The organism is Zobellia laminariae (genome assembly GCF_030553095.1).
GTDB classification, from domain to species: domain Bacteria; phylum Bacteroidota; class Bacteroidia; order Flavobacteriales; family Flavobacteriaceae; genus Zobellia; species Zobellia laminariae.
The window spans coordinates 777,391-803,173 of the sequence record NZ_CP130738.1; the positions used below are offsets into that span (position 1 = coordinate 777,391).

Here is a 25,783-nt window from a genome sequence, read left to right on the forward strand (position 1 = left end):
TGTGGTTACTTTGGCTATTCATGGTGCTAATTGGATTATTCTAAAAACCAATTCATCTATAAACGGCAATCTTAAAAATGTCATTTTTAAGCTGAATATAGCGCTTGCTGCCCTAACCTTATTTTCATTAGCGGTATGGAAAACTGTAAGTCCTAACTCCTTAGATAACTTTGCTCATAAGCCCTATTTGCTCATCTTCCCTATTATTTACTTAACAGGGTTAGTCGGTTTGTTTTTTATTAAAAAATTGAAAAAAGATATCCATAGTTTTGTATTATCCAGCTTATTAATATTAGGCGGAATTACTTCTTCCTTAGCATCATTGTTCCCTGTGATATTGCCTTCTGTAAATTCCATAAACGGACCTTTAACGATTTACAATACTGCTTCTTCAGAGTATGGTTTATCTGTAGCATTAAATTGGGGTATTATTGGCTTTATCCTTCTTTTTGTTTACATGATTATACAAAAAAGATTAATGGACGGGAAAGTAGATAAGATGGATTACGGTCACTAAAAAGTGAATTGATATGACAGATACTTTAATTTCTCTAATAAGTATTTTCATTGGCATAGTTGGCGCTAATATTACAGCTTCTATTTTCAAAAAATACTCCTTTGGTATTATAGGGAATACCATTGCCGGTGTATTTGGTAGTATCCTTTTAATTAAATTATTTGGCAGGTTAGGTTTCACCCCTCAATTAATAATGCAATCGGGTAATTTTCATCTTAGCTTATTTATTATAAATTCTATTGTTTCATTTTTAGGAGGGAGCCTTGCTGTAATCTTAATAACTAAACTGAAGAATAAAATGAATAAATCCTAGGAGTAATCCAAACACAAACTATTTACTTCAAAAAACACACAAACAACCAAAAAAGCCTCATAATGAGGCTTTTTTGGTTTAAGCCCAATATTCAATTAGTTTAGTGTAAAAGCAAAACTAGTAGGAAAGTTTAAATAAAGATATATGTTCTTTAATACCACAACAAGACTAGGTAAAATACTCCTAGTTAATACCGATTTAGAAAAAGATAGAATAAAAGAATTTATTGATATCTGGGTAAAGTTGGAAGAATATGAAAATAGATTATAAGCCAGCTAGTTAAGTTTAGGTTTTAGAAATATAGTACCTTATACCAACATCCTAACAACCACCAACTATAATATAAATACCACAAAAAAACTACACTATGCACACCAACAAGTCTTCACTCTTGTACATTTCGCTCTTATTCGTTATCCCCATTCTATTTGTGGGCTGCACGCAATTAAAAACACCTGTAGAGTCACCCAAAGTAATAGATACCGATAAAAAGATGGACGAAGCTGAAATAACTACTGAAACTATGGTTCACCCAGAAGATTGGGCTATCATTAAACCGTTACCATTGGACCCAGCTATTGAAGCACAAATAGATGAACTATTGCCTAAATTAACTTTGGAACAAAAAGTAGGTCAGGTTATTCAAGCAGACAATGGATCTATTACTCCAGAAGAACTAAAAAAATATCGTTTGGGATCTATACTGAGTGGCGGTAATTCAGCACCGGGACCACTATCCTATGCGGACAGCAAAACATGGTTGGCAAAGGCCGATGAATATTACAACGCCTCCATTGACCCCGAAGGCGTAGAAGTTGCCATCCCGTACATATGGGGAATTGATGCAGTACATGGTCACACTAACCTACGCGGTGCAATTGTCTTCCCGCATAACATTGGACTAGGCGCCATGCACAATCCAGATTTAATCGAAAAAATAGCATCTGTAACTGCTCACGAACTTACGGTCTCTGGTCACGATTGGACCTTTGCACCAACGTTGGCCGTACCGCAAGATTTGCGTTGGGGAAGAAGTTATGAAGGTTTTTCTGAAGATGCAGCAATCGTTAAATCCTACGCAGACCGGATTGTATATGGACTACAAGGGCATGTTGGAAGCTCAGATTTTATGGGTGATGGTCACGTTATATCTAGTGCAAAACACTTTCTAGGTGATGGAGCTACAGAAAATGGAGTTGATCAAGGTGATGCTAAGATTAGCGAAAAAGAATTAAGAGATATTCATGCCGCTGGATACTACAGCGCTATACCTGCCGGAGTACAAACCGTAATGGCCTCATTCTCTAGTTGGGAAGGCAGAAAATTGCACGGCGATAAAGAACTGTTAACAGATGTCCTAAAAGGTAGAATGGGCTTTAATGGCTTTGTTGTTGGAGATTGGAATGGTCATGGTCAAGTTCCCGGATGTACAAATACAGATTGCGCAGCATCTTTAAATTCAGGTTTAGACATGTATATGGCTCCTGATAGTTGGAAAAGGATTATATGAAAGCACCTTGCAACATGTAAAGGATGGAACCATCCCAATGACCCGTTTAGATGATGCAGTACGCCGTATCCTGAGAGTTAAAATTGCCTCTGGAATATTTACCAAAGGAGCACCAAGTACTCGTAAAAATGCAGGTGACGAAAATTTATTGGGTCTTCCTAAAAACAGAGCCATTGCAAGGCAAGCCGTACGAGAATCTATGGTTTTACTAAAGAATAACGGTGGTGTATTACCACTAGATGCATCAAAAACTATTATGGTAATTGGTGACGGGGCAGATAATATTGCTAAAATTAGTGGAGGCTGGACGCTTTCTTGGCAAGGTACAGGCCACACTAATGATGAATTTCCTAACAGCCAAACTGTATTAGACGGTATAAAAGAAGCTGTGAATACAGCTGGCGGAAAAGTAATTTTTTCAGCAAATGGTGATTCTAATGAAGCAGCTGATGTGGTGATTGCAATATACGGTGAAGACCCTTATGCCGAGTTCCAAGGAGACCTTGAGAATTTGGACTTTGTTCCAAACGGCTTTGACACCAACACACTAGACAAATTTCGTAGTAAAGGTATTCCTGTAGTGTCCGTATTTCTATCGGGGCGGCCTCTGTGGGTTAATCCAGAAATAAACAAATCAGATGCATTTGTTGCCGCATGGTTACCGGGTAGCGAAGGTGGTGGTATATCAGATCTATTATTTAAAAGAGACCCTTCCTATGAATTTACGGGCAGCCTGTCTTTTGCATGGCCCAACAACGCAGTGGTTTCCCCTGACTTGGCTACACGAGAATCTACAAAATTATTTGAGTTAGGTTATGGCCTCACTTATGAAAACGAGGTAATCATCGATCAGCTTTCTGAAGATTCTGGTCTAGAAAATACCAAAGTGGTTTCAACTGGTGTTTTTTTCAATAAAGGTGCAGCTGTCGCACCATGGAATTTAGGATTAAAAACGGGCGATTTAGACAAACAAATCGGCAGTTTCCCAACATCTGTTGGAGGTTTGCTAGTCAGTAAAACTGACCATACCGCACAAGAAGATGCTTTACGTATGAATTGGACATTACCAGATTATGACCAACTTCTTATAAGTGCAGCTTCCCCCAGTAATATGAGTCGTCAAACAAATGGCGCAATGGAACTGACCTTCTTCGCTAAATCTTTTAAAACCAACGATGCCACCGTCAAAATTGGAATGTGTAGCGAAGGTACCACTTGCGATAAAACACTGGATATAAATATAGTAGCCAATGAATGGCAAGAATATAGAATAAGCTTAAGCTGCTTTGCTAGTCTTGGTGTTGACATGAGTAAAATTAGCAGTGCATTTATGATAACCGCTGGTGAAGGTACTGATATTGGACTTAGTCAAATTCGCTTAGAATCGGACATTGATGCTAAGCCTTGGCTGTAGTGGTATGTAATAATTTCATTCAGAATCTGGATAATAAATAATAAAGAGTAGTTTTAATAAACTGAAAAAACTCTAATTCTTAAATTAATTTCAAAGAGGTAAATGACAACGTCTTTACCTCTTTTTTATTTAAAAATGCCAGAGTTCGGACTATCCTTATTTGGTACTTGTAATATGGCTAAAAAGCCAAAAATCTCTACCCATAAAGTTTGAATTAAAAACCACACATCACTAGTGTTTTGCAGTCTAGAGAAGTTGACCCGCACGTCTCCTTTCAAATTCTATAACTTATTTCAGCATAAAATATCGCTTATTTAAATATTGAAAAATGAAGTGAAAATGGGAGAATTCTATAAAAAATTCGCCAATACATTACGCATTAGTCTTAATTAGGATGATAGAGGCAACTTGGTATAAATCAACAGAAAGTAACATTATACCTTATATTTACATATCTAGATAACCTAACCAGTTTTAACTATAAACCACAACTATGAATCCTAAAAAGGATGTTTTTGAAAACTCAGAAGAAAAATGGAATTTTATAATTGCGATAATTGTCATTGCCATTTTCTCCATATTCATCTATCAATATTTCTTCAAAACTGAAGAAAACCTAGTCGCTGAAACACCAACTGATTTGGATGAATCTCAAATAGAATCCACTTCATATTCCAAGACTAAAGATGAGGAAAATAAATATTTCTATGCAAATTCTACAACCTATGAACTTAAGAAAATAAAGGCCGAAGATGCATACGAAAGCCAGATAGATAGTGCGCTAGTTATTTCGGATATTACAAAAGGCAAACCTGAAGTCATTGATACTATTTTAGAAACTAAAACTTCTGATAATAAAATAACAACACCAATTGAAGAGCAAAAAGAAGGCTTTGAAATCACTCAACCTTCTACAGACAAATTAATCCTTAAAGAAACTATTGCAACGCCAGAAGAGCCAACAGAAGTAGAAGTAAAAATAGAACCAATAACCGAAAAAGTTCAAACCAAGACTGAGAACAAAGCCGAATCCCAGACAACTAACCTAACATATAACTGTGTTATAATAGTTGGGGTTTTCAGAGAGTACAACAATAAAATTGCCGTTATAGAAAAACTCAAATCATTGGGTTATAATCACTCAGAAGGTATTTTACGGGAAGGCATGAATTATGTTGGAGTACCTACCGCCTGTAACGATGAACCTAGGGAAGCAAAAGCTTTTAGACGAACTGAACGCTGCTTTTGGTATAGATTCGTGGGTAAAGAAACTTTAATTTAAAACAAAAAAAGCCGTAAGATTTACTTACGGCTTTTTGCTTTTTATCAATCAAGAACTTATTTGCCCCCGTTTAATTTATCCTGTAATTTTTTCAATTCATCCCATTTATCGGCACTAGCTAATTTAGCCTGTTTTGGCCAAGAACCTTGGTTTATGCATGGTATAACGAGGCCCGGCTTCTTTTAGAATACCTTCTAAAACCTTTGTGGTTGTTTTACTTAGTTTTTCAAAAGTTCCAATACCTTTCTCTGTTAAAATAGAAGCTATTTTAGGTCCTATTCCTTCTATCTTCTTTAAATCATCTTTTTTTGCCTTCGCAGCAGGTTTCTTCGCTACGGCTTTTTTAGCTACCGGTTTCTTTGCAACTGGCTTCTTTGCCACAGGTTTTTTAACGACTTTCTTTGCCGGTTCTTTTGCGACTTTTTTCACCGTTTTCTTAACTGGATTCTTTTGCTCGGGCATTGAGCTCAAATCAACCACACTGTTATCTACACCTTCGTAAGGTGAAGGTACATAAGCATCTGCATCGTGATCATTGAACCAACCTTTATCCGTACTCAAATAACGAAACTCGTAACGTTTTCCAATCTCAAGTTCTATAGTCTTGGAATAAGAGCCGTTCTTTTTATCCATTTGATAAGCACTGTCGTTAGTCTGCCAATTATTAAAGTCACCCAACAACAAAACATCAGATGCGCTTGGAGCTTCATTTTTTCCCACCTTGAATGTTACCAAAGCATGTGAACTCTTACCTTTTGCCTTTTTTATTAATGCCATATCTCTAGAATTTGTTTCTTATATAAAAGTAACACAGAAATTACTCATTTCCATAAACTTAGGTTAACAAATTCCTTATTTTAATTCATTACAAACAAATCAGGGCAAATTACAGAACTATATTCAACAAAAAATCACTTCATAAAACCAATACAGCAATATCCTTAAAGTCAATTCTTAAATGGTAATCTTTGGTAAAAAGCTATCTTTACACCTTTAAATTAAATGAATGCCCTATACACTGCTATCCTCCCCATTACAAGGTTTTACAGATGCTACTTTCCGTAATGCACAACAGAAATTTTTTGGAGGAATAGACACCTATTATGCACCGTATATTCGGTTTAATAGAAAGATGATTATAAAGGGTTCGTACCAACGAGATTTGAACCCTGAGGCTAATACCACTTTAGAGCTTATTCCGCAGGTAATGACAGCAGACGTTGATCATTTCATATTTGTAATAAAGTACATCCAGTCTTTAGGGTACACAGAACTTAATTGGAATTTGGGTTGCCCCTACCCTATGGTTACCAATAGCGGCATGGGCTCCGGTCTTATTTGTAATACTGAAAAAATAGACCACATTTTAGATCGCGCACATAGTGAAACGGATGTTACCATCTCTATGAAAATGCGTCTTGGGTATGAGAACAGTAATGAAATATTAGATGCTTTTCCCATTCTAGAAAAGTACCCTCTTAAAAACGTGGCCATTCATGCACGGCTTGGAAAACAATTATACAAAGGAGGTGTTGACCTTGAAGCCTTCCAGAAGTGCGTAGACGTCGCTAAGCACACTTTATACTATAATGGCGATATTACTACTGTTGCTCAATTTAAAGCAATGCAAGAACGGTTCCCGTCCATTGAACACTTTATGATTGGTCGTGGTCTTATTGCAGATCCGTTTTTACCAAGTATGATTCGCGCAAATACTACGGAATATCCTGCTGACCGATGGAATATTTTTAGAGAATTTCACGACACCATTTACCAGCAGTATGATGCCATGCTTTCCGGGCCAACGCCCATTAAAATGAAGATGCTTGGTTTTTGGGAGTTCTTCTCTCAATCTACGCACAATCCGCAGAAAGTCTATAAAGCAATAAAAAAAGCTAGCAACCCTTTTAAATACAAACAGGCGGTTGGCGAAATATTGGTTGCACAAAAAAGGCTCTGATTTTTGCTTGTGGAGTAATAATAATAATAATAGAATACAGGCCCAATTGAATTAACAGACAGTCATTTTCGTGCGATTATATTTTATCCTTTACAACATCGCACAAGATAAAATGCCTAGATCTATTATCTTGCCAGCTTTAAACGAGTATCGCTGCAATGTTCAAAAATAAAACCTTACTAATTCATTGGATTGTAGCGTTTCTTATATTGAGCATTCCTATTTTAAGTTCGCCGGATTTAGATACTGGACTTCAGTTGCTTTCCAACCCACATTTTCAGAGAAATTTATTCTCATACGTCCTAATGGTGCTCTTTTTTTCCTGCATTATCATTTGCTGTTCCCTACCTTGTACAATCAGAAAAGGTGGTTTCTCTATATAGCATCTATCATTCTAAGCTGCACAATATGTTTTTTCCTTCCGCAATTTTTATCATCGTTATATAATTTGCCCCCACATTCCCAGCCACCTTTGCACAATGGGAATGGACCAACAGAAAATTACTTTTTTAGGATAATCAGTTTTAATCACGGTATTGTTTTTCAATTCATCGCTATATGGCTGTTATCGTTGTTTTTGAAGCTAGATGAGCGTCTTAAAATAGCATACAATCAACAATTAATGGCCGAGGTAAACTACCTAAAGGCCAAAGTAAACCCTCATTTTCTATTCAACACACTTAACAACATCTACTCCCTAACGCTTGTAAAGTCGGAAGTTGCACCAGATGCCGTTTTACGATTATCCAATTTAATGCGATATGTAGTCACCGAATGCGAGAATAAAAAAGTGCTGCTATCAAAGGAGCTAGAACATATAGAAAACTTTGTTGCGCTGCAGAAACTGCGGTTGAGTGAGAAAAACACCTTGTCATTTACGGTTAACGGCACTTTTAAAAATCAGCTTATTGCACCTATAATTTTAATTAATTATATTGAAAATGCTTTTAAGTACGGGGTCAATCCCGAGACAATGTCAGAAATTGATATCAAGGTGCAAATAAATGGAAACGACTTAACGCTGATCGTTAAAAACCACATTGTAGTCAACAGGGGGACATCAGCTAATTCCAGCACTAAAGAAGGCATGCAAAATTCGCTAAAGCGATTGGATATTCTGTATCCGAACAAGTACAAGTTAAAGGTTGATGACACGGGCACTATGTACACCTGCACACTTCAAATAGATTTATCATGATAAAGGCCATAGCATTAGATGACGAGCCCTTGGCACTTGCCGTGATAGAAACCTACAGCAAGACCCTTGCAGATATCCACTTGGCAAAAACATTCACCTCCCAGAATGATGCTTTATCCTATCTAGAAGCGAACGATATTGACTTGATTTTTCTGGATATTGAAATGCCAAAGAGCAATGGTATTGAATTTTGTACCGGACTGAACAAAAATATCAAGGTCGTTTTTACTACCGCCTATGGGCAGTACGCGGTGGATGGATTTAATTTAAACGCTACGGATTATCTTCTTAAACCGTACTCATTGGAACGTTTTAATTTATCCATAGAAAAAGTAAGAAAAGAAATTGAACTAGAGAACAAGGCCAAAGTACAGAAAACCCATTTGGCAATCAGGGCAGACTACAAAATACATAACATTCCCCTTTCCGATATTTTGTTTATCGAGGCTTTGGACGACTATATTAAAATTCACCTTTGCAATCAGACCAAAATCGTGGCAAGGCATACCATGAAAGGTATTCTTAAGAAACTTCCTTCACAAGAATTCCAAAGAATTCACAGGTCTTATATCGTAGCGCTACAAGCCATTAGAACCCTTGGTAAAGATTGTATTGAATTAAAAGAGCACACCTTGCCCCTTAGCCCAAATTTTAAGGAAAATCTGTTAAGAAACTTTAACGTTTAAGCAAGGTTTACCGCAAAAAGACTGGGGCTTACCTCAATTTTAACTTTCCTCTTACCTTAATTCTTAATATTGTTCAAAATTAACATGACAAGAATTTAAGTGTAATACTAATTTAAAATGAGGAAAATGACACAATTGAAAAACAGATTTGCATTTCTTTTTATGACATTCACGCTGGCAACTGCAATACTTGCTTTTACCGCCTGTAGTGATGATGATGGTACCACCGTGGTGGTAGACGATGATGATGCTACCGATGTAGACACGGATACAGATATGGATACAACCGTGGCATGCGAAACGGAAGGAGAGGTAGAGCAATCTACTATAGAAGAAATAGAGACCATGCGCCAAGCCGTAGTAGATTTTAGAAGCTCACTATCCACTACATTGTTGGACGAGGTTTCCGTCTGTTTGGATGACGAACGTTTTTATCTTTGGCATAATACACCTGCAAATGATGATAATAGGGACGGTATTACCTATGCCGACCTAACGGATGATCAATTGACTGCATTTAAAGACATTCTACAGTTATTTTTAAGTACCGGTGGTTATCAAAAAGTATATGAGATTACGGAGCTATCCGAAGGATGGTTGAATAATGTGCAGAGCAATGTCTGGAATCCTTTGTTCTATTCCATAGACATGTTCGGTGATCCGGAAACAAGTGGCTCTTGGGGTTTTCAATTGGATGGTCATCATTGTGCAATCAACTTTTTGGTACATGGGGATAATGTTTCCATAGTTCCGGCTTTTTTAGGTGGCGAACCTGCAGCGGACACATGGAACGGTGAGGATTTCGATATATTTTCGGATGAGAGAGATTTGGCCCTTACCTTGTATAACAGTTTAGATGCAACAGAACTTGCTACAGCTTCAAGCACTTCTACATCCCATTCACTTAAAGTGGGCCCTGCTGATATGAACGGAGACCCTGATCCGTATATTGGAACGTATGATTATTCAGAATTTGCAACTGGTCTAAAGTACTCGGACATGTCCACTGAGGCACAAGCCAATCTTATATTGGTAATGCAAGAATATGTTTATAACCTAACGGATAATTTTGCCGATGTCTGGTGGACGGATATTATGGAAAATATTGACGATACGTATTTTGTTTGGATAAATGATTCAGGAACAACCCCTACCGCAACCTCTCAATTTTACTATCGTATTTACAATCCATACTTATGGGCAGAATTCAATACCGAGGGCAGCACAGGTGCTAACGCCTCTACTATTGCGGATTACAACCACGTACATACAATAACGCGTATACCTAACAACCCTACAACGGATAATGGTGGTGATTATGGCATTTTTGCCTATCTAATCAACCAGGATGGTCCTAAGACGCTTTTAGAGCACTACGTCATGGCTGACCATCACAAGGCAAGTAAGTTTAAATTTGACTATACTCTAGTCTGTAAAAATCCGGTTTACGAGGCGCATGACCATAGCCATGGGCATACGCACTCCCATGAAGGTTAATAAAGTTTGTTTTAGCTAGATAAAAAGCCCTTTTGTTTTTATGACAATTAGGGCTTTTTCTATTTATCTATTGAAATCAAACACCTAAACATCCATCAAAATTTGGACAAATATGCGGTAACAGAATCCAGACATGAATAAAAAATAGGATTATAAAAAGTAATCCTATTAATAAGGCATGACTAATATAAACCTCATCTCCCGCAGGCTTGATTACTGGCCACAACAAACCAAAAACTCCCGTCACAAACAAAAAGAAAGGTATACCCGAAGAAAAAATAAGAAACTGAACACTAAATTGATCTTTCAAGGCACCATAAAAAATAAATCCTATAACTAAAGATAGAATTAATAAAATCCAGTAAACTTTTTTTCCTGTACCATTTTTAACTGTAGCCATGATATATGATTTTTTAATTAGCACTACATAAAAGTACTGGGTATCAAGGCAATATTAAATGACCTACATCATACGATGAAGTTATTAGCAAAAAATGAGTTTGTGTAATTCTATCTTAAAAATGAACACTGTTGGCCTAAGGTTTCCATTTCAGATATCTTAAAATCAATGAAGGTTGTAGTTAAATGTAGAATACTTTGAAACAAAAAAAAGCTACTAATTAAAATTAGTAGCTTTAAAAATAAAGTGACCCCGGAGGGATTCAAACCCCCAACCCTCAGAGCCGAAATCTGATGCGCTATTCAGTTGCGCCACGAGGCCAATTTTATGCTAATTTTTGTTTTACTATAGCGGAAATGGTTTTACCATCGGCCTGACCGGCCAATTCTTTGGACACCATGCCCATAACCTTACCCATATTTTTCATTCCTGATGCTCCTGTTGCATCTATAGTTCGTACTACTACTTTTTCTATTTCTTCTTCTGTAAGCTGCTCTGGTAAAAACTTTTCTAATACTGCTATCTGTGCCAATTCTGGTTCAGCTAAGTCTTCTACCTTGTTCCGCAAAAATAGTAGCACTGTCCTTACGCTGTTTTACAAGCTTTTGAACAAGTTGAATCTCGTCATCTTCCGTCAATTCTTTTTCAGTACCACTTGTCTGTGCCATAAGCAAGGCAGACTTAATGGCGCGAAGCGATTCCAAAGCAACAGCATCCTTTGCTTTCATTGCCGCTTTCATCTGCTCCATTACCTTTTGTTGTAAGCCCATGACATTTTTATTTAGGATTGCGAAGATAAAAAATAAACCCGAAAAAAATTACTTTTTTCGGGTTTAAGCTTGAGTTAGTTAAGTTTACTCTAAAATCTTTAATCTACGTTATCATGAAGGAAAGAATTGTTAGAACGCAAACGAATTTCATCGTTGCTATCCTCACCTAGCGTAGTTCTTGAAACCTTGCTTTCTTCTCTTCTTGAATCGCTTAAATCAATGCCTTGACGCTTGTATGCCGGTTCTTTTTCAATCTCGTCAATACTGCTTACGCTGTTCTGAAACTTATAATTGAAATCCTTTAGTTTTCTTCTTCTCTCGTCCGCTCTTTCTCTTAACAGTTCATCAATTGGACTATCCATTGGATCTACCTGAGAAGATGCATGATTCTGTGGAGCTGTTTCCTTAACCTCAACAGACTTTACTTCCATAGTAGGCTCTTGCCTAACCACACGTTGTGGCTTTGGAGTTGGAGCCGGAGTAGGCTTAGGAGCTGGCTTAGCGTTGCTCAATTTATCTTCCATTTCCATATAATCATCCAAACTATAGCGTTTTTCGCCTTGCTCGTTATATTCTAGAACTGGGACAACTTCTATATGGCTTTCAACCTCAATATCCTTTACATCCTCATCAAGACTAAAAGTAATTACGTTGTCTTGCTCCTCTTCTTCAACTTCTTCCTTCTTAGCGAAAGGCAAATCAAAACTCATTGTAATCTGCTCTTCTTGCAACTTATCGTAAGATACAGTCATAGGGTCTACAACTTCTATATCGTTGATAGAATCTTGAGCGTTTACGATTACGAAATCATCTTCAGAAGTATTTACTTCAGCAACTTCTTCTATAACTTCTTCATAAAAAACATTGAAGTTTTTAATGTAGCTAGTCGTTTCGATTAAATCCATTCCCGGCTCTTCTCGCACATCTTCTTCTTCAAGTGTATGCTTAATTACCGGTGCTACTTCCTTTACTTTTTCGATAGGTAATTGGTGAACAATATTCTTTCTAGCCGTTAAATCATGCTGCGCACGTTGCTCATCTTCCAACGTGTGGATAATTTTTTTTGTTTCGGTATTTACAATCTCGTCTTGTTGGTCTACATCAAAACCCGTAGCAATAATAGTTACCGCTATAGATTCGCCTAAATCTTCATCCTCACCTACACCCATAATGATGTTGGCTCCATGACCTGCTTCAACTTGAATATAATCGTTGATCTCACCAATTTCATCAATGGTGATTTCTTGTGAACCAGAAACGATAAGTAACAATACATTTTTGGCGCCACTAATTTTGTTATCGTTCAACAATGGAGAATCCAAAGCTTTTGTAATAGCTTCATTAGCCCTTGCTGAACCAGTTGCTTGAGCAGAACCCATAATAGCGGTACCGCTATTAGAAAGAACCGTCTTGGCATCCCTAAGGTCAATATTCTGAGTGTAGTGATGTGTAATTACTTCGGCTATACCTCTAGCTGCAGTAGATAATACTTCATCCGCTTTAGAGAAACCTGCTTTAAAGCCTAGGTTACCATATACTTCACGAAGCTTGTTGTTGTTTATAACAATCAATGAATCTACATTGGCACGTAATTTTTCAATACCAATACGTGCTTGTTCGCAACGCATTTTACCTTCAAACTCAAAAGGCATGGTAACGATACCCACGGTAAGCACGTCCAATTCTTTTGCTTGTTTGGCTATAACAGGAGCAGCACCCGTTCCGGTACCACCACCCATACCAGCGGTAATAAATATCATTTTGGTAGTAGTGGCCAACATCTCTTTGATCTCTTCCATACTCTCCAAAGCGGCCTGTTCACCTACCTCAGGATTGGCACCAGCACCCAAACCTTCTGTTAATGAAACACCAAGTTGTATTTTAGTAGGCACAGAACTATTGTTCAAGGCTTGCGAATCTGTATTACAGATTACAAAATCTACGCCATTGATGCCTGACTGAAACATGTGGTTAATTGCGTTACTACCACCGCCTCCTACGCCAATTACTTTAATTACATTGCTCTGATTCTTTGGAAGATCGAAAGATATCCCATCAAATTCCGTGTTGTTGTTCATAGTGTCTTTATTACTGGTTAATGTGTGTGTCGTTTTTTTTTACTCGGCATTATCTAAAAAGTCTTTCAACTTCTCAGACCATTTATCAAATACCGATTTTCGCTCTTGTTGAACTTTTGCCGAATTTTGCTGCTGATGCTCTTCTTCTTCATGGCCTGCCATAACAAGTTCTCCCTCGTCTACAGGCTCTTCTTTTATCTTAACTTCAGTTTTACCTTTATTCTCACTCTCTACTGCGTTCATTAATAGACCAACAGCGGTAGCGTATAGCGGACTAGCTATTTCGGCATCTGAATCGCCTGCCAAATGTTCATTAGGGTATCCAATACGTGTATCCATACCCGTAATGTATTCTACCAATTGCTTCAAATGCTTCAACTGGCTTCCACCACCTGTAAGTACTATACCTGCAATTAGTTTCTTTTTTTGTTCATCATGACCGTAATTCTTGATTTCAGCATAAACTTGCTCTACGATTTCAACAACACGTGCATGAATTATTTTTGATAGGTTTTTAAGGGTAATCTCTTTTGGCTCCCTACCACGTAAACCCGGTATAGAAACTATTTCATTATCCTTATTTTCTCATGGCCAAGCGGAACCGAACCTTACCTTTAAAAGTTCTGCTTGCTTTTCAATGATTGAACATCCTTCCTTGATATCTTCGGTAATTACACCGCCACCAAAAGGAATTACTGCCGTATGACGGATAATACCATCTTTAAAAATGGCTAAATCCGTAGTACCACCTCCTATATCAATCAATGCTACACCGGCTTCTTTTTCTTCTTTGCTTAAAACAGCATCAGAAGAAGCTAAAGGCTCTAATGTAATATTTCCTAAATCTAGACCGGCACTTTTAATACACCTTCCCACATTCTTTATAGAGGAAACCTGACCTACTACCACATGAAAGTTAGCTTCAAGACGGCCACCATACATACCTATCGGTTCCTTTATCTCTGCCTGTCCGTCCACTTTATATTCTTGCGGAAGTACGTGAATGATTTCTTCTCCCGGAAGCATTACCAACTTGTAAACTTGGTTACAAAGCTTATCCAAATCCTCATCATTGATAACTTCTTCAGAATCTGCCCTGGTGATATAATCGCTATGGTGCAGACTTCTTATATGCTGCCCGGCAATGCCCACAACAACAGATCCAATTTTCAAACCTGAATTAACTTCAGCTTCTTCTACTGCTTGTTGTATGGATTGGATGGTTTGCGTAATATTATTCACAACACCACGGTGTACACCTAAACTTTTAGATTTACCGATACCAAGAACCTCAATCTTACCATACTCGTTTTTCTTACCGATTATAGCTACGATTTTGGTTGTTCCAATGTCTAATCCTACCGAATAATTACCTACTTCCATAACTTAATTTTTGGTGCATACTACTTGATTGTCAAACTCTAAATTAACAACATCATAGTCTTGCAGAGTTTTGTCTTTATTTGCCTTAGCGTAAAATGCCTTGAAATTGCTAAACTTTTCTTTCAACCTTTCTACATCTCCCAAATTGACAACAAACTCTTCGGTTCGAAAACGAAGTTGATACTTCTCTTCGTTTACGATATGCAACCCAATGATGTTCTTCTTAAGAAACTCGTCCGTATTGATATAATTCAAAATTTTATAGACATCTGCTAAGCCTTCATCTGTTGTGTTACCTGTAATCATGGGCACACGTGCTGAGTAGCTATTTGACAATGGCATTTTCTTTCCATCCTCGTCAAGATAATATTTTGAATCCCCTTCTACACGTCCGATTGGTGTACGTTGAATGATTTTCGACGCTAGCTCACCGCTTACTGTAAGAAAAACTTGGGCACTTTTTACCATTTTATTGGCCTCAATGGCCTTCTCGATGGTATTCAAAGCTAATTTTTCTTTAGGCATGTTTTCCAGACTACCGAATTTTTGTATTAACAATTTATTAACCGCGCCTTCAGTGATGAATAAATGCTGATTTTCCACGAATTCAATCACAATTCCCTTTACATTTCTATCTGCACTTCTTTGATTAGAAAATGCGTAAAGCCCCGTTATTACAACGATTAAGGCTAATAGCTTTATATAGTTATAATTAATGCGCATCTTGCAATTCTTTTGTGATCTTACTAACCTCTAAACCTATGTCTCCAGCACCCATGGTGATAAGTACTTGTGGGTTTTGGTCTTTTATCTCGTTTATTAATTTGGATTTCTGAATTGTTTTTACTTTAGCATTACTCATTTTCTCCAACAACCATTCCGAAGTTATCCCTTCCAACGGTTTTTCTCTTGCTGGATAGATATCCAATAATAATACACTGTCAAATCTTGAAAGACTTTTAGCAAATTCATCTGCAAAGTCTCTAGTTCTTGAAAAGAGATGAGGCTGAAAAACGGCCAATGTTTTTTTATTGGGGTGCATTTCTGCTACTGCATCATAAACTGCATTTATCTCCGTAGGATGATGTGCATAATCATCTATAAAAATAAAATTTTCTGTTTTTATTTTATATGAAAACCGTCTTTGAACACCTTTAAAAGTTGCCAATGCATTTGCTAATTTATCCGCAGACACACCTGTGTGCAAAGCCATAGCAAAAGCTACCAGTCCATTTAGTAAATTATGTCTCCTGGCTTGTTGAATTTTACGTTAACCAACGTAACCTCTGGGGTGACCAAGTCAAAAATATAACTTCCGTTTTCAATTTTAAGATTAGTAATACAGTAGTCCGCATCATCATCAATACCATAAGTAATACCTTCCAAAGGCAAACCCTTACGCACAAAAAGTGCCCCATCTGGCGCTACTCTATTAGTAAATTCCATGAATGATTTTTGCAACTCTTCTGAGTTACCATAAATATCCAAATGATCCGCATCCATAGAAGTAATACAGGCCACATTTGGGAACAACCTCAAGAAAGACCTATCAAACTCATCTGCTTCTACTACAGAATAGTCCGTACCTTCAAAAACAAAATTACTATTGAAATCTTCGGATATCCCACCTAAAAAACCAGTAAAACTTACTCCCGTCTCTTTTAGCAAATGTGCCAAAATACTAGTGGTGGTGGTTTTACCATGAGTACCTGCTACCGCTAAACAAAAGCTGTCTTTGGTAATGATTCCGAGAACTTCGGAACGTTTTTTAATTTCAAAACTATTGGTTAAGAAATATTGATACTCCTCATGCTCTTCAGAAACTGCAGGCGTATATACTATAAGTGTGTTTTCTTTATTCTTGAAACCGTCTGTAACCACGGTAATATCATCTTGATAATGAATATCTATACCTAAACCAGAAAGCTCTTCTGTAAGTGGTGTTTGCGTTTTATCGTAACCAGCAACGTTCTTACCTATAAACTTAAAATAACGTGCCAAGGCAGACATACCTATGCCTCCGATGCCAATAAAATATACGTTATGTATGCGTTTTAAGTCCATTTCTACCAATTCTCATGCCTTTATTTACTGGTGGCATTCCCAATTAATTTTTCTATTTCGTCAACAATATCTTTTGTTGCATTGGGTAACGCTAATTTCTTAATGTTATCTCCCAAATTCTTTTGCTCTGCTTTATCTTGAAAAAGCTCAGAAAATACGTTTTCAAACTTCTCATCCAGCTCACTCTCTCTCAACAGTATAGCTGCATTCTCATTTACAAGTGCACGTGCATTTTTTGTCTGATGATCTTCGGACACATTAGGCGAAGGCACAAATATTACAGGCTTGCCCACAATACATAACTCCGAAACCGATCCTGCACCTGCTCGTGATATAATCATATCGGAAGCGGCATAGGCATAATCCATACGGTTCATAAAATCCAACACCTTAACCGTTTCAGAGTTATATTTAGCATACTCCTCTATGTAAAGTTTACCGCACTGCCATATCAATTGCACCCCGGTTTTCTTAAAAAAATCAAGATTCTTAGCTACCAACTGATTTATACGTCTTGCGCCAAGGCTACCTCCTAAAATAAGAAGTGTAGGCACTCCATTTTTTAATCCAAAAAAATCCAACGCTTCATTTTTATCCGCGGCCATTTCAACCAAATCCCCACGAACGGGATTTCCCGTCTTTACAATTTTATCCTTTGGAAAAAACCGTTCCATCTCATCATAGGCCACACAAATCTTGGCCACTTTATCCTTTAATAATTTGTTGGTAATACCTGCATACGAATTCTGCTCTTGCAATACACAAGGAACGCCCTTACCAGCAGCAACCCTTAACATAGGACCACTAGCAAAGCCACCCGTACCAATTACGGCATCAGGTTTAAATCTTCGTACTATTTTACCAGCTTTAATCAAACTACTTATCACTTTAAAAGGAAACATTAAATTTTTAAGGGTCAGTTTCCTTTGTAACCCACTAATCCATAATCCCTCGATCTCGTAACCCGCTTGAGGCACTTTTTCCATCTCCATTCTATCTTGAGCGCCTACAAATAAAAATTGCGCATCAGGATGTCTTCTTTTTAATTCGTTCGCAATAGCGATTGCTGGGTAAATATGCCCACCTGTTCCACCACCGGAGAGTATGAATTTATAATTGCCCACTGAGTACTTCTAAAGGATTCGTTTCATCTATATCTGCGGATGGTTTTTCCACACTTAAATTTTTATTACTCACACTTAAAATAATGCCAATGGCCAAACAGGTCATCCAGCTACTAGTACCACCACTACTGATTAACGGCAAGGTTTGTCCCGTAACCGGGAAAAGTTCTACCGCTACGGCCATATTTATTAGAGCCTGAAAAACAATGGGAAGCCCCACACCAAGAACCACCAGCTTTCCAAAAATATAAGTACTACTATTAGCTACTACCACTATACGGAACAGCAAAAACATGTAAAAAAACATTAATGCAAAACCGCCCACCAAACCATATTCCTCTACGATTATAGCATATATAAAATCTGATGAACTCTGTGGCAAAAAGTTCTTTTGAACACTTTTACCAGCACCTTTACCAACTATACCACCAGTGGCAATAGCTATCTTGGCTCGTTCAATTTGATAATCCGCTTCAGTATCTTCTGAATCTGCAAAATTTTCCACTCTACTAATCCACGTATCTACACGGTTGGGAAACAACCCGGGAATTGCCTTGGCTGTCAATATAAAAAAGGCAAGACTCAATACACTGGCCCCAATTATTCCCATTAAATATTTTACGGGATATCCTCCTAAAAAACAAAGTAAAAGCACCATTGAAAAAATGATGGCCGCTGTTGAAAAGTTTGCCGGTAAAATGAGGGCTACCGTTAAAAAAACGGGAATCCATAAAGGCAAAATACTTTCTTTAAATGTAACATCTTTATGGCGCACCTTGCTTAAATAGCGAGCTACATATATCATTAGCACCACCGCAGCCAAATTGGATGTCTGAAACGAAATACCAACCAAGGGAACACTAATCCACCGGCTAGCATTAGCCCCGCCTATTGTTGTTCCTTGAGCCATAGTAAACACTAACAAAACTAAAACTAAAGGCATCGCAATTAGCGATAGCCCTTTAAAGAAATGCGAAGGAATACGGTGTATTCCGTAAATTATACCAAACCCTAGAGACAATAGCAATGCATGCTTTACCAAATACCCAAAAGTAGTTCCGTTCCCCACTACATAAACCAGATTACTACTGGCACTATACACTGGTAAAAACGAAAACAAGCCCAAGAGGGCCGCAATGGCCCAAATAGCTCTATCTCCTTTGATATTGTCAAAAAATGCGTTCACTGTTTACTCTTATTTATAATGTTTTTACTGCTGCTTTAAACTGATCTCCACGGTCTTCATAGTTCTGGAACAAATCAAAACTGGCACATGCAGGTGACAACAAAACGGTATCTCCACGTTCAGCAATTTTGTAAGCTACTTTTACAGCTTCTTCCATAGCAAAAGTCTCTACCATAAGATCAACTACATTGCCAAAGGCATCTTTAATCTTCTCGTTATCCAAGCCCAAGCAAACTATGGCTTTTACTTTTTCGCGTACTAACGGCATCAATTCTTTGTAATCATTTCCTTTATCTTGCCCACCAACAATCCATACAACAGGTGTTTTAACACTATCCAACGCATAGAATACAGAGTTCACGTTAGTTGCCTTAGAATCGTTTATATACTGCACATGGTGTATTTTTAATACATTTTCAAGACGATGGGGCGCTCCTTGGAAATTAGCAATACTCTCACGGATTGATGCTTTTCTAATGCCTACTAACTTTGCCGCAGTCATTGCCGCCATACTATTTTTTAAATTGTGTTTCCCTTCTAATGCTAATGTCTCTTTTGTCATTTTCAATGTCTCGTTATTTGTGTTCAGTATAATAGTGTTGTTCTGTAAATATGCGCCTTGTTCCATTTCTCGCTTAATGGAAAAAGGGAGCAGTTTTGATTTAACGGGGTGCTTTTGAAGCCATGCAATAATTACGGGGTCATCTGCGTCGTATATTAAATAGTCCTCTTCGGTTTGGTTCTCCGCAATGCGGAATTTTGAAGCGACATAATTTTCGAATTTGTAATCGTACCGGTCCAAATGGTCCGGAGTAATATTTGTTAGAATGGCGATATGCGGTTTAAAATCCACAATACCATCCAATTGAAAACTGCTGATTTCTAAAACATAGAAATCAAAATTGTTTTCCGCTACCATTTTAGCGTAACTATCACCAATGTTACCAGCCATACCCACATTAAGACCGCCTTCTTTTAAAAGGTGATTAGCCAACATCGTTGTGGTAGTCTTTCCATTGCTTCCGGTTATTCCGATTAAAGTAGCATCCGTATATTTTGATGCAAACTCAATCTCGGAAACAACAGGAATTGCCTTTTCGTGCAAAGCCTTTACCAACGGAACGGTATCTGGTATCCAGGACTCTTCATTACCAAATCGGCATTCAGAATCTTTGCTTCCGTGTGCTTTTCAGCTTCCCAATCAATATCAAAATGTTCAAGGACTTTTCTATATTTCTCTTTAATTTTTCCTCTATCGGATACAAAAACCTCGTACCCTTGTTTTTTACCCAAGATGGCCGTGCCTACTCCACTTTCGCCTCCTCCTAAAATTACTAGCCTCTTCATCTTATCTTACTTTCAAAGTGACGACCGTAATAATTGCTAAAAGAATACCTACAATCCAAAACCGAGTTACGATCTTACTTTCGTGATACCCCTTTACTTGGTAGTGGTGATGGATAGGAGACATCAGAAAAACACGTTTTCCTTCTCCAAATTTCTTTTTGGTATACTTGAAATAACCTACTTGTATCATAACCGATAATGATTCGGCAAAGAAGATTCCACATAAAATGGGAATCAATAATTCTTTTCTAATTATTATGGCGATTACAGCAATGATTCCTCCAATAGTTAAACTACCCGTATCTCCCATAAAAACCTGTGCAGGGAAAGCATTGTACCAAAGAAAACCAATCAACGCACCCACAAATGCCGTAATAAAGACCACCAGCTCTCCCGAATTGGGTATGAACATAATGTCTAGATAATTTGAAAATATGACGTTACCGGACACCCATGCAAAAATGCCGAGTGTAAAAACAATGATTGCAGATGTACCTGCTGCTTAAGGCCATCAATACCATCAGTAAGGTTAGCTCCGTTAGAAACCGCAGTAACAATTAGTATTACAATAGGAATAAATATTAACCAAGCGTAATCTTTAGCATTTTCTCCTGCCCAACCAATGAAATCACTATAATCCAATTCATTATTCTTGAAGAAAGGAACTGTAGTTTTTACTGATTTAATCTCTAACCCCATGACATCACGAACCTGAAGTTGTTCCGTAATCATTGTACTAGAATCTTCTCTCATGGTAACCCCAGGATGAAAATATAATGTTGCCCCTACACCAAGACCCAACACTACTTGACCCAAAACTTTGAACCTACCTTTAAGCCCGTCTTTGTCTTTTTTGAATACTTTAATATAATCATCAGTAAAGCCAATGAAACCCATCCAAAGTGTGGTAACGATTAATAAGATGATGTAAATGTTATCTAATTTAGCAAACAACAACACCGGTATTAGGGTTGACATGATAATGATAAGCCCACCCATAGTTGGCGTACCTGCTTTTTGCTTCTGACCATCAAGACCAAGGTCCCGAACACTTTCTCCTATTTGTTTCTTCTGAAGAAAAAGAATAACACGCTTACCGTATACCGTAGCGATTACTAGCGAAGATAGAATAGCCATAGCAGCCCTAAAGGTGGTGAACTGAAATAAGCTCGCCTGGCAACTGGTATTGTTTCTCTAAATATTCGAATAGGTAGTATAGCATCTTTTAAGCTTCTAGTCTTTTATTTATTTGGTCTTTGTTATTTATCCAAACTCTTCAAAATCTCTTTGACCATTTCAAAATCGTCAAAGTGAATTCGTTTTCCGTTGGTTTCTTGATACGTCTCATGGCCTTTACCGGCAATGAGTATGATATCTTCAGCATTAGCCAATTGGCATGCTGTTTTTATAGCCTGTTCCCTATTTTCTATGGATAGGATTTTCTTTAAATTCTGTGGTTCCACACCCTCTTCCATTGCTTCAATTATGACAGATGGCGATTCGCTTCTAGGGTTATCCGAGGTAAAAATGGCCTGATTGCTCATTTCTGAAGCGATATGACCCATTACCGGACGCTTTGATCTGTCTCTATCGCCACCACACCCCACAACGGTGATGACGTTTTCATTTCCAGTTCTCAAAGTGCTGATTGTTTCCAACACATTTTTTAACGCGTCCGGCGTATGGGCATAGTCGACTATGGCAGTAATTTTTTTACCTGATATAAAATATTGGAAGCGACCGTCTACATTTTCAAGCTCACTGAGCAATCTTAATGTTTCCAACGTTTCCATTCCCAACAAATCCGCTGTAGCGAAAATGGCCAACATGTTATAAGCATTAAAATGCCCAATTAGCCTTGACCATAATTCATGGTCATTTATTTTTAACAGCGTCCCGTCAAACTGACTCTCCAAAACCTGTGCTCTATAATCAGCATAAGTTCTAAGAGCGTATGTATATTTCTTTGCCTTTGTATTCTGAAGCATAATAGCCCCATTCTTATCATCAATATTTGAAATAGCAAAAGCATTTTTCGGCAATTGATCAAAAAGAATTTTCTTAGTATCTCTATACTCGGCAAACGTTTTATGATAATCTAAATGATCATGAGAAAGATTTGTAAAAATAGCTCCCTCAAAAACCAACCCTTGTGTCCTTTTTTGATGAATACCATGCGAGCTCACTTCCATAAAACAAAACTCTACACCCGCCTCATTCATGAGGTACAAATGCTCGTTAATTGTTAATGCATCTGGAGTAGTATGGCTTGTAGCGTAAACTTCTTCGTCTACCATTATTTTAATAGTAGACAAAAGCCCCACTTTATAGCCTGCCTTTTTAAACAACTGGTACAATAGACTGGAAATGGTAGTCTTACCATTAGTTCCCGTAACACCAACCAGTTTTAAATTTTTGGAAGGATTTCCGTAGAAATTAGATGCCATCATAGCCAATGCCGTGTTACCATCTTTAACCTCTACATAAGTAACCCCTTCTACTATCTGATCAGGCAATTGCTCACAAACAATAGCTTTTGCACCAAGGTCAATTGCTTTAGCTATATATAAATGACCATCGGTCAATGTGCCTTTAATAGCCACAAAAACATCGTCCATTTTAACCTTTCTAGAATCAAAACAGATGTTATTCACCAATACATTGGTAGAACCGATTACATCGGTCAGGCTTGCCCCGAACAATATGTCTTTTAACAACTTCACGATAGCTCTAGTGTAATTTTCTTAGTATTCTTAATATTCTCCCCTTGAGATACAGATTGTCTTTTTACTTTTCCGTTACCTCTTACTTCCACCTCTATCCCAAGATTCTCGAGAATTGAAATGGCATCCATGCCGCTCATACCTTTTACATTAGGCACTTGCTTATAATTCTTTTGCGCTTCGGCATAATATCTTTGATACGATTTATCCAATCGTTCATCTTTCATCTTTTCCATATCCACCTCATCAACCAATGGTGAAGTCGCATATACTTTTTGAGCTACAGATTTAAAAACAGGACCAGAAACATCCGCTCCATAATACCCTACACTCTTGTCTGGCTCATGAATTACCACTATGCAAGAATACTTTGGGTTTTCTGCCGGAAAATAACCTGCAAAAGATGATATATACTTTAGTTTATCTGGGTCCTTAGATACATAGTTCTTTTGCGCCGTACCCGTTTTACCCGCCATAGAAAAATTAGGCGAATACAAACCATGGCCTGTACCGTATTTCTTTTCGACTACGTTTTTCAAAAGCTTCTGAACCTTAGCTGCCGTTTCTTTTGAGCAAACCGCTTCATTTATAACTTCCTTATCGAACTTTCTAATAGTCTGATCCCATTCCTTCACTTCTTTGATCAACCTTGGCTTTACCATCTCACCATCATTGGCAATAGCATTGTAAAAAGTCAACACTTGTAAAGGGGTCATAGAAACTTCATACCCATGAGACATCCAAGCCAAAGAAATACCTGACCAACCTTTATCACCAGGAATCTAATAACAGGCTCACCTTCACCTTTAATAGGCAAATCAAGCTTTTTATTAAGGTTCATACTCATTAAGCGATTCACATATTTTTCTGGGTCGTTCTTATAATTGTTATGAATCATTTTTGCAAAAGCCGTGTTTGAAGAAACTTCAAAAGCATGACCAACAGATATTTTTCCATAACCACCCCACTTAGAATCTTTTACGATTCTGTCATAGATTTTCCATCTACCCTTTTCTGTATCGATTACCGTACTGGTATCAATTACCTTATCCTCAAGAGCAGCAACAAGCGACATTAATTTAAAGGTAGACCTGGCTCACTAGACTCCCCAACAGCATAGTTCAAACGCTCGTAATATTTACCAGCTTCCGTTCTACCCAAATTAGAAATAGCTTTTACCTCTCCGGTTTCTGTTTCCATTACAATAACACAACCGTGATCCGCCTTATAATGCTCTAATTGCCCCAGCAAAGCGTGGTGGGCGATATCCTGAATATTAATATCGATGGTAGACACCAAATCATACCCATCTTTAGGCTCAACAATATTCTCCCACCCAATTGGCTTCCACTGGCCTTTGGCAATCTTCTGTTTTAATCTTTTTCCTTGTACACCTCTTAAATATTCTCCGTAAGCCCGTTCCAAGCCAACACCAGAGTAATACCCTTCATCATCTACGTTCTCATACCCAACACTACGTTCGGCAATTTTTCCTAAAGGGTGTTCTCTTACCGTTTTCTGATCAATAATCAATCCCCCTTTGTATGGGCCCTTATTGAATAGAGGAAAATCCTTTACGGTTATATATTCTGAATAATCCAGATTTCTAGCGATAAGCGCGTATCTGTTTTTATTCACTTTAGCCTTTCTCAATAACTTCTGATAATGAGAAGACGGCTTGCCTAACATTTTTGAAAGCGCATTAGACAAAGGCACTATATTTTGTCTGAAATCCTCATCGCTTACCGTAACCGCATCAAAACGGATGGTATAGCGAGAGACTGAAGTCGCTAAAAGGCTTCCATCATCAGAATACAGATTACCACGATTGGGAGCAATAGTGAACATCTTCTCTGTTCGCTCCATAGCCAAAGCCTTGTACTTATCGCCCTGCGCATACTGGATATTCACCAATTTAAACAGCACCGCGATAGCGAACAAGAACATGAACGCCGTTACAACGTACACCCGGGTTAATATGCTTTTTTCCGTTACTGCCACTACTCTTCTACCTTATTAGACTTAACTCTTATTTGTTTGGGTGGCACCTGTGAAGGAAACAACCCTTTCTCTGAAACTATATTCATTACAGTAGACTCCAGTTTTAACTGCTGCACATCGGAACGCGCATCTACGAACTCATTACGAAGCTCTTTTACCTCTTCGTTCAATGCAGCTATTTGGTGCACCTTTTTATCTGCACTGTGCGAGCTACCAATCATTATAGTCGCAAGAAAAGAAGTGAAAATGATGAACAGCCAGTTCTTAGGAGCATCATCGCTCACCAAAAACCTACCTTTTAATATGTTCAACAAACCTTTTTTCATGTCT

At 37.8% G+C, this 25,783-nt stretch carries 18 protein-coding genes, 1 tRNA gene and 6 pseudogenes; 10 read left to right on the plus strand and 15 right to left on the minus strand.

Features of this window, described 5'->3' with window-relative positions; genetic code table 11:
* Nucleotide 1: 1 nt before the first annotated feature.
* From Q5W13_RS24600 to Q5W13_RS03825, 6 genes are all read left to right on the plus strand, one after another.
* Nucleotides 2-517 carry a cytochrome d ubiquinol oxidase subunit II gene (locus Q5W13_RS24600; RefSeq protein ID WP_368662425.1) on the plus strand — a complete coding sequence of 172 codons (516 nt, stop codon included), beginning with the start codon at nt 2-4 and terminating at the stop codon, nt 515-517.
* Nucleotides 518-530: 13 nt separating this feature from the next.
* Nucleotides 531-830: a hypothetical protein gene (locus Q5W13_RS03805; protein WP_304445417.1), complete on the plus strand. Its 300-nt coding sequence runs from the start codon at nt 531-533 to the stop codon at nt 828-830.
* 144 nt (nt 831-974) lie between these two features.
* On the plus strand, nt 975-1,100 hold the full coding sequence (locus Q5W13_RS03810; protein WP_304445418.1) for a hypothetical protein: 126 nt from the start codon (nt 975-977) through the stop codon (nt 1,098-1,100).
* Nucleotides 1,101-1,197: 97 nt separating this feature from the next.
* Nucleotides 1,198-2,340 carry a glycoside hydrolase family 3 protein gene (locus Q5W13_RS03815; RefSeq protein ID WP_304445419.1) on the plus strand — a complete coding sequence of 381 codons (1,143 nt, stop codon included), beginning with the start codon at nt 1,198-1,200 and terminating at the stop codon, nt 2,338-2,340.
* Nucleotides 2,341-2,347: 7 nt separating this feature from the next.
* Nucleotides 2,348-3,754, plus strand: coding sequence for a glycoside hydrolase family 3 C-terminal domain-containing protein (locus tag Q5W13_RS03820; protein ID WP_304445420.1), 1,407 nt, complete (start codon nt 2,348-2,350; stop codon nt 3,752-3,754).
* A 493-nt stretch (nt 3,755-4,247) separates the two neighbouring features.
* Nucleotides 4,248-5,036: a hypothetical protein gene (locus tag Q5W13_RS03825; RefSeq protein WP_304445421.1), complete on the plus strand. Its 789-nt coding sequence runs from the start codon at nt 4,248-4,250 to the stop codon at nt 5,034-5,036.
* A 123-nt stretch (nt 5,037-5,159) separates the two neighbouring features.
* On the opposite strand, the gene Q5W13_RS03830 is transcribed toward Q5W13_RS03825, so the two are convergent.
* Nucleotides 5,160-5,813, minus strand: coding sequence for a helix-hairpin-helix domain-containing protein (locus Q5W13_RS03830; RefSeq protein ID WP_304445422.1), 654 nt, complete (start codon nt 5,811-5,813; stop codon nt 5,160-5,162).
* A gap of 229 nt (nt 5,814-6,042) precedes the next feature.
* On the opposite strand from Q5W13_RS03830, the gene Q5W13_RS03835 reads away from it, so the two are divergent.
* From Q5W13_RS03835 to Q5W13_RS03850, 4 genes are all read left to right on the plus strand, one after another.
* The gene (locus tag Q5W13_RS03835) at nt 6,043-6,996 is read left to right on the plus strand and encodes a tRNA dihydrouridine synthase (RefSeq protein WP_304445423.1); all 954 of its coding nucleotides are present in this window, start codon (nt 6,043-6,045) and stop codon (nt 6,994-6,996) included.
* Between the two features lie 472 nt (nt 6,997-7,468).
* Nucleotides 7,469-8,194 (plus strand): sensor histidine kinase, encoded by a 726-nt coding sequence (locus tag Q5W13_RS03840; RefSeq protein ID WP_304445424.1) that lies wholly within the window; start codon nt 7,469-7,471, stop codon nt 8,192-8,194.
* Nucleotides 8,191-8,880 carry a LytR/AlgR family response regulator transcription factor gene (locus Q5W13_RS03845; RefSeq protein WP_304445425.1) on the plus strand — a complete coding sequence of 230 codons (690 nt, stop codon included), beginning with the start codon at nt 8,191-8,193 and terminating at the stop codon, nt 8,878-8,880. The genes Q5W13_RS03840 and Q5W13_RS03845 overlap by 4 nt, the downstream gene beginning before the upstream one ends.
* Nucleotides 8,881-9,006: 126 nt before the next feature.
* Nucleotides 9,007-10,377, plus strand: coding sequence for a DUF3500 domain-containing protein (locus tag Q5W13_RS03850; protein WP_304445426.1), 1,371 nt, complete (start codon nt 9,007-9,009; stop codon nt 10,375-10,377).
* Nucleotides 10,378-10,453: 76 nt separating this feature from the next.
* On the opposite strand, the gene Q5W13_RS03855 is transcribed toward Q5W13_RS03850, so the two are convergent.
* The 14 genes and pseudogenes from Q5W13_RS03855 to Q5W13_RS03920 all read right to left on the minus strand — a co-directional run bounded on the left by Q5W13_RS03855 (nt 10,454) and on the right by Q5W13_RS03920 (nt 25,779).
* Nucleotides 10,454-10,777 (minus strand): hypothetical protein, encoded by a 324-nt coding sequence (locus tag Q5W13_RS03855; protein WP_304445427.1) that lies wholly within the window; start codon nt 10,775-10,777, stop codon nt 10,454-10,456.
* 247 nt (nt 10,778-11,024) lie between these two features.
* Nucleotides 11,025-11,098: transfer RNA gene (locus tag Q5W13_RS03860), tRNA-Arg, on the minus strand.
* A gap of 4 nt (nt 11,099-11,102) precedes the next feature.
* Nucleotides 11,103-11,547: pseudogene (locus tag Q5W13_RS03865) on the minus strand (GatB/YqeY domain-containing protein).
* Nucleotides 11,548-11,645: 98 nt separating this feature from the next.
* Nucleotides 11,646-13,625 carry a cell division protein FtsZ gene (gene ftsZ, locus Q5W13_RS03870; RefSeq protein WP_304445428.1) on the minus strand — a complete coding sequence of 660 codons (1,980 nt, stop codon included), beginning with the start codon at nt 13,623-13,625 and terminating at the stop codon, nt 11,646-11,648.
* A 39-nt stretch (nt 13,626-13,664) separates the two neighbouring features.
* Nucleotides 13,665-15,008, minus strand: a pseudogene (gene ftsA / locus Q5W13_RS03875) (cell division protein FtsA).
* Between the two features lie 3 nt (nt 15,009-15,011).
* Nucleotides 15,012-15,731, minus strand: a complete 720-nt coding sequence (locus tag Q5W13_RS03880) for a cell division protein FtsQ/DivIB (RefSeq protein ID WP_155597652.1) — start codon at nt 15,729-15,731, stop codon at nt 15,012-15,014.
* Nucleotides 15,721-17,072: pseudogene (murC, locus tag Q5W13_RS03885) on the minus strand (UDP-N-acetylmuramate--L-alanine ligase). Before murC ends, Q5W13_RS03880 begins: the two are co-directional and overlap by 11 nt.
* Before the next feature lie 20 nt (nt 17,073-17,092).
* Nucleotides 17,093-18,196 (minus strand): undecaprenyldiphospho-muramoylpentapeptide beta-N-acetylglucosaminyltransferase, encoded by a 1,104-nt coding sequence (gene murG / locus Q5W13_RS03890; protein ID WP_304445429.1) that lies wholly within the window; start codon nt 18,194-18,196, stop codon nt 17,093-17,095.
* Nucleotides 18,183-19,382 carry an FtsW/RodA/SpoVE family cell cycle protein gene (locus Q5W13_RS03895; RefSeq protein ID WP_304445430.1) on the minus strand — a complete coding sequence of 400 codons (1,200 nt, stop codon included), beginning with the start codon at nt 19,380-19,382 and terminating at the stop codon, nt 18,183-18,185. Before Q5W13_RS03895 ends, murG begins: the two co-directional genes overlap by 14 nt.
* A 13-nt stretch (nt 19,383-19,395) precedes the next feature.
* Nucleotides 19,396-20,729 (minus strand): annotated as a pseudogene (murD, locus tag Q5W13_RS03900) (UDP-N-acetylmuramoyl-L-alanine--D-glutamate ligase).
* Between the two features lies 1 nt (nt 20,730).
* Nucleotides 20,731-21,951, minus strand: a pseudogene (mraY, locus tag Q5W13_RS03905) (phospho-N-acetylmuramoyl-pentapeptide-transferase).
* Nucleotides 21,952-21,988: 37 nt separating this feature from the next.
* Nucleotides 21,989-23,452 (minus strand): UDP-N-acetylmuramoyl-L-alanyl-D-glutamate--2,6-diaminopimelate ligase, encoded by a 1,464-nt coding sequence (locus tag Q5W13_RS03910; RefSeq protein ID WP_162524552.1) that lies wholly within the window; start codon nt 23,450-23,452, stop codon nt 21,989-21,991.
* A pseudogene (locus Q5W13_RS03915) lies at nt 23,449-25,453 on the minus strand (penicillin-binding protein). The gene Q5W13_RS03910 and the pseudogene Q5W13_RS03915 overlap by 4 nt, the downstream one beginning before the upstream one ends.
* On the minus strand, nt 25,453-25,779 hold the full coding sequence (locus Q5W13_RS03920; RefSeq protein WP_304445431.1) for an FtsL-like putative cell division protein: 327 nt from the start codon (nt 25,777-25,779) through the stop codon (nt 25,453-25,455). Before Q5W13_RS03920 ends, Q5W13_RS03915 begins: the two are co-directional and overlap by 1 nt.
* Nucleotides 25,780-25,783: the final 4 nt, after the last annotated feature.

Coding starts and splice junctions, on each gene's coding strand:
- Q5W13_RS03805 (WP_304445417.1), top strand. CDS start 531: ATGACAGATACTTTAATTTCTCTAATAAGTATTTTCATTGGCATAGTT.
- Q5W13_RS03810 (WP_304445418.1), top strand. CDS start 975: ATGTTCTTTAATACCACAACAAGACTAGGTAAAATACTCCTAGTTAAT.
- Q5W13_RS03815 (WP_304445419.1), top strand. CDS start 1,198: ATGCACACCAACAAGTCTTCACTCTTGTACATTTCGCTCTTATTCGTT.
- Q5W13_RS03825 (WP_304445421.1), top strand. CDS start 4,248: ATGAATCCTAAAAAGGATGTTTTTGAAAACTCAGAAGAAAAATGGAAT.
- Q5W13_RS03830 (WP_304445422.1), bottom strand. CDS start 5,813: ATGGCATTAATAAAAAAGGCAAAAGGTAAGAGTTCACATGCTTTGGTA.
- Q5W13_RS03835 (WP_304445423.1), top strand. CDS start 6,043: ATGCCCTATACACTGCTATCCTCCCCATTACAAGGTTTTACAGATGCT.
- Q5W13_RS03845 (WP_304445425.1), top strand. CDS start 8,191: ATGATAAAGGCCATAGCATTAGATGACGAGCCCTTGGCACTTGCCGTG.
- Q5W13_RS03850 (WP_304445426.1), top strand. CDS start 9,007: ATGACACAATTGAAAAACAGATTTGCATTTCTTTTTATGACATTCACG.
- Q5W13_RS03855 (WP_304445427.1), bottom strand. CDS start 10,777: ATGGCTACAGTTAAAAATGGTACAGGAAAAAAAGTTTACTGGATTTTA.
- ftsZ (WP_304445428.1), bottom strand. CDS start 13,625: ATGAACAACAACACGGAATTTGATGGGATATCTTTCGATCTTCCAAAG.
- Q5W13_RS03880 (WP_155597652.1), bottom strand. CDS start 15,731: ATGCGCATTAATTATAACTATATAAAGCTATTAGCCTTAATCGTTGTA.
- Q5W13_RS03920 (WP_304445431.1), bottom strand. CDS start 25,779: ATGAAAAAAGGTTTGTTGAACATATTAAAAGGTAGGTTTTTGGTGAGC.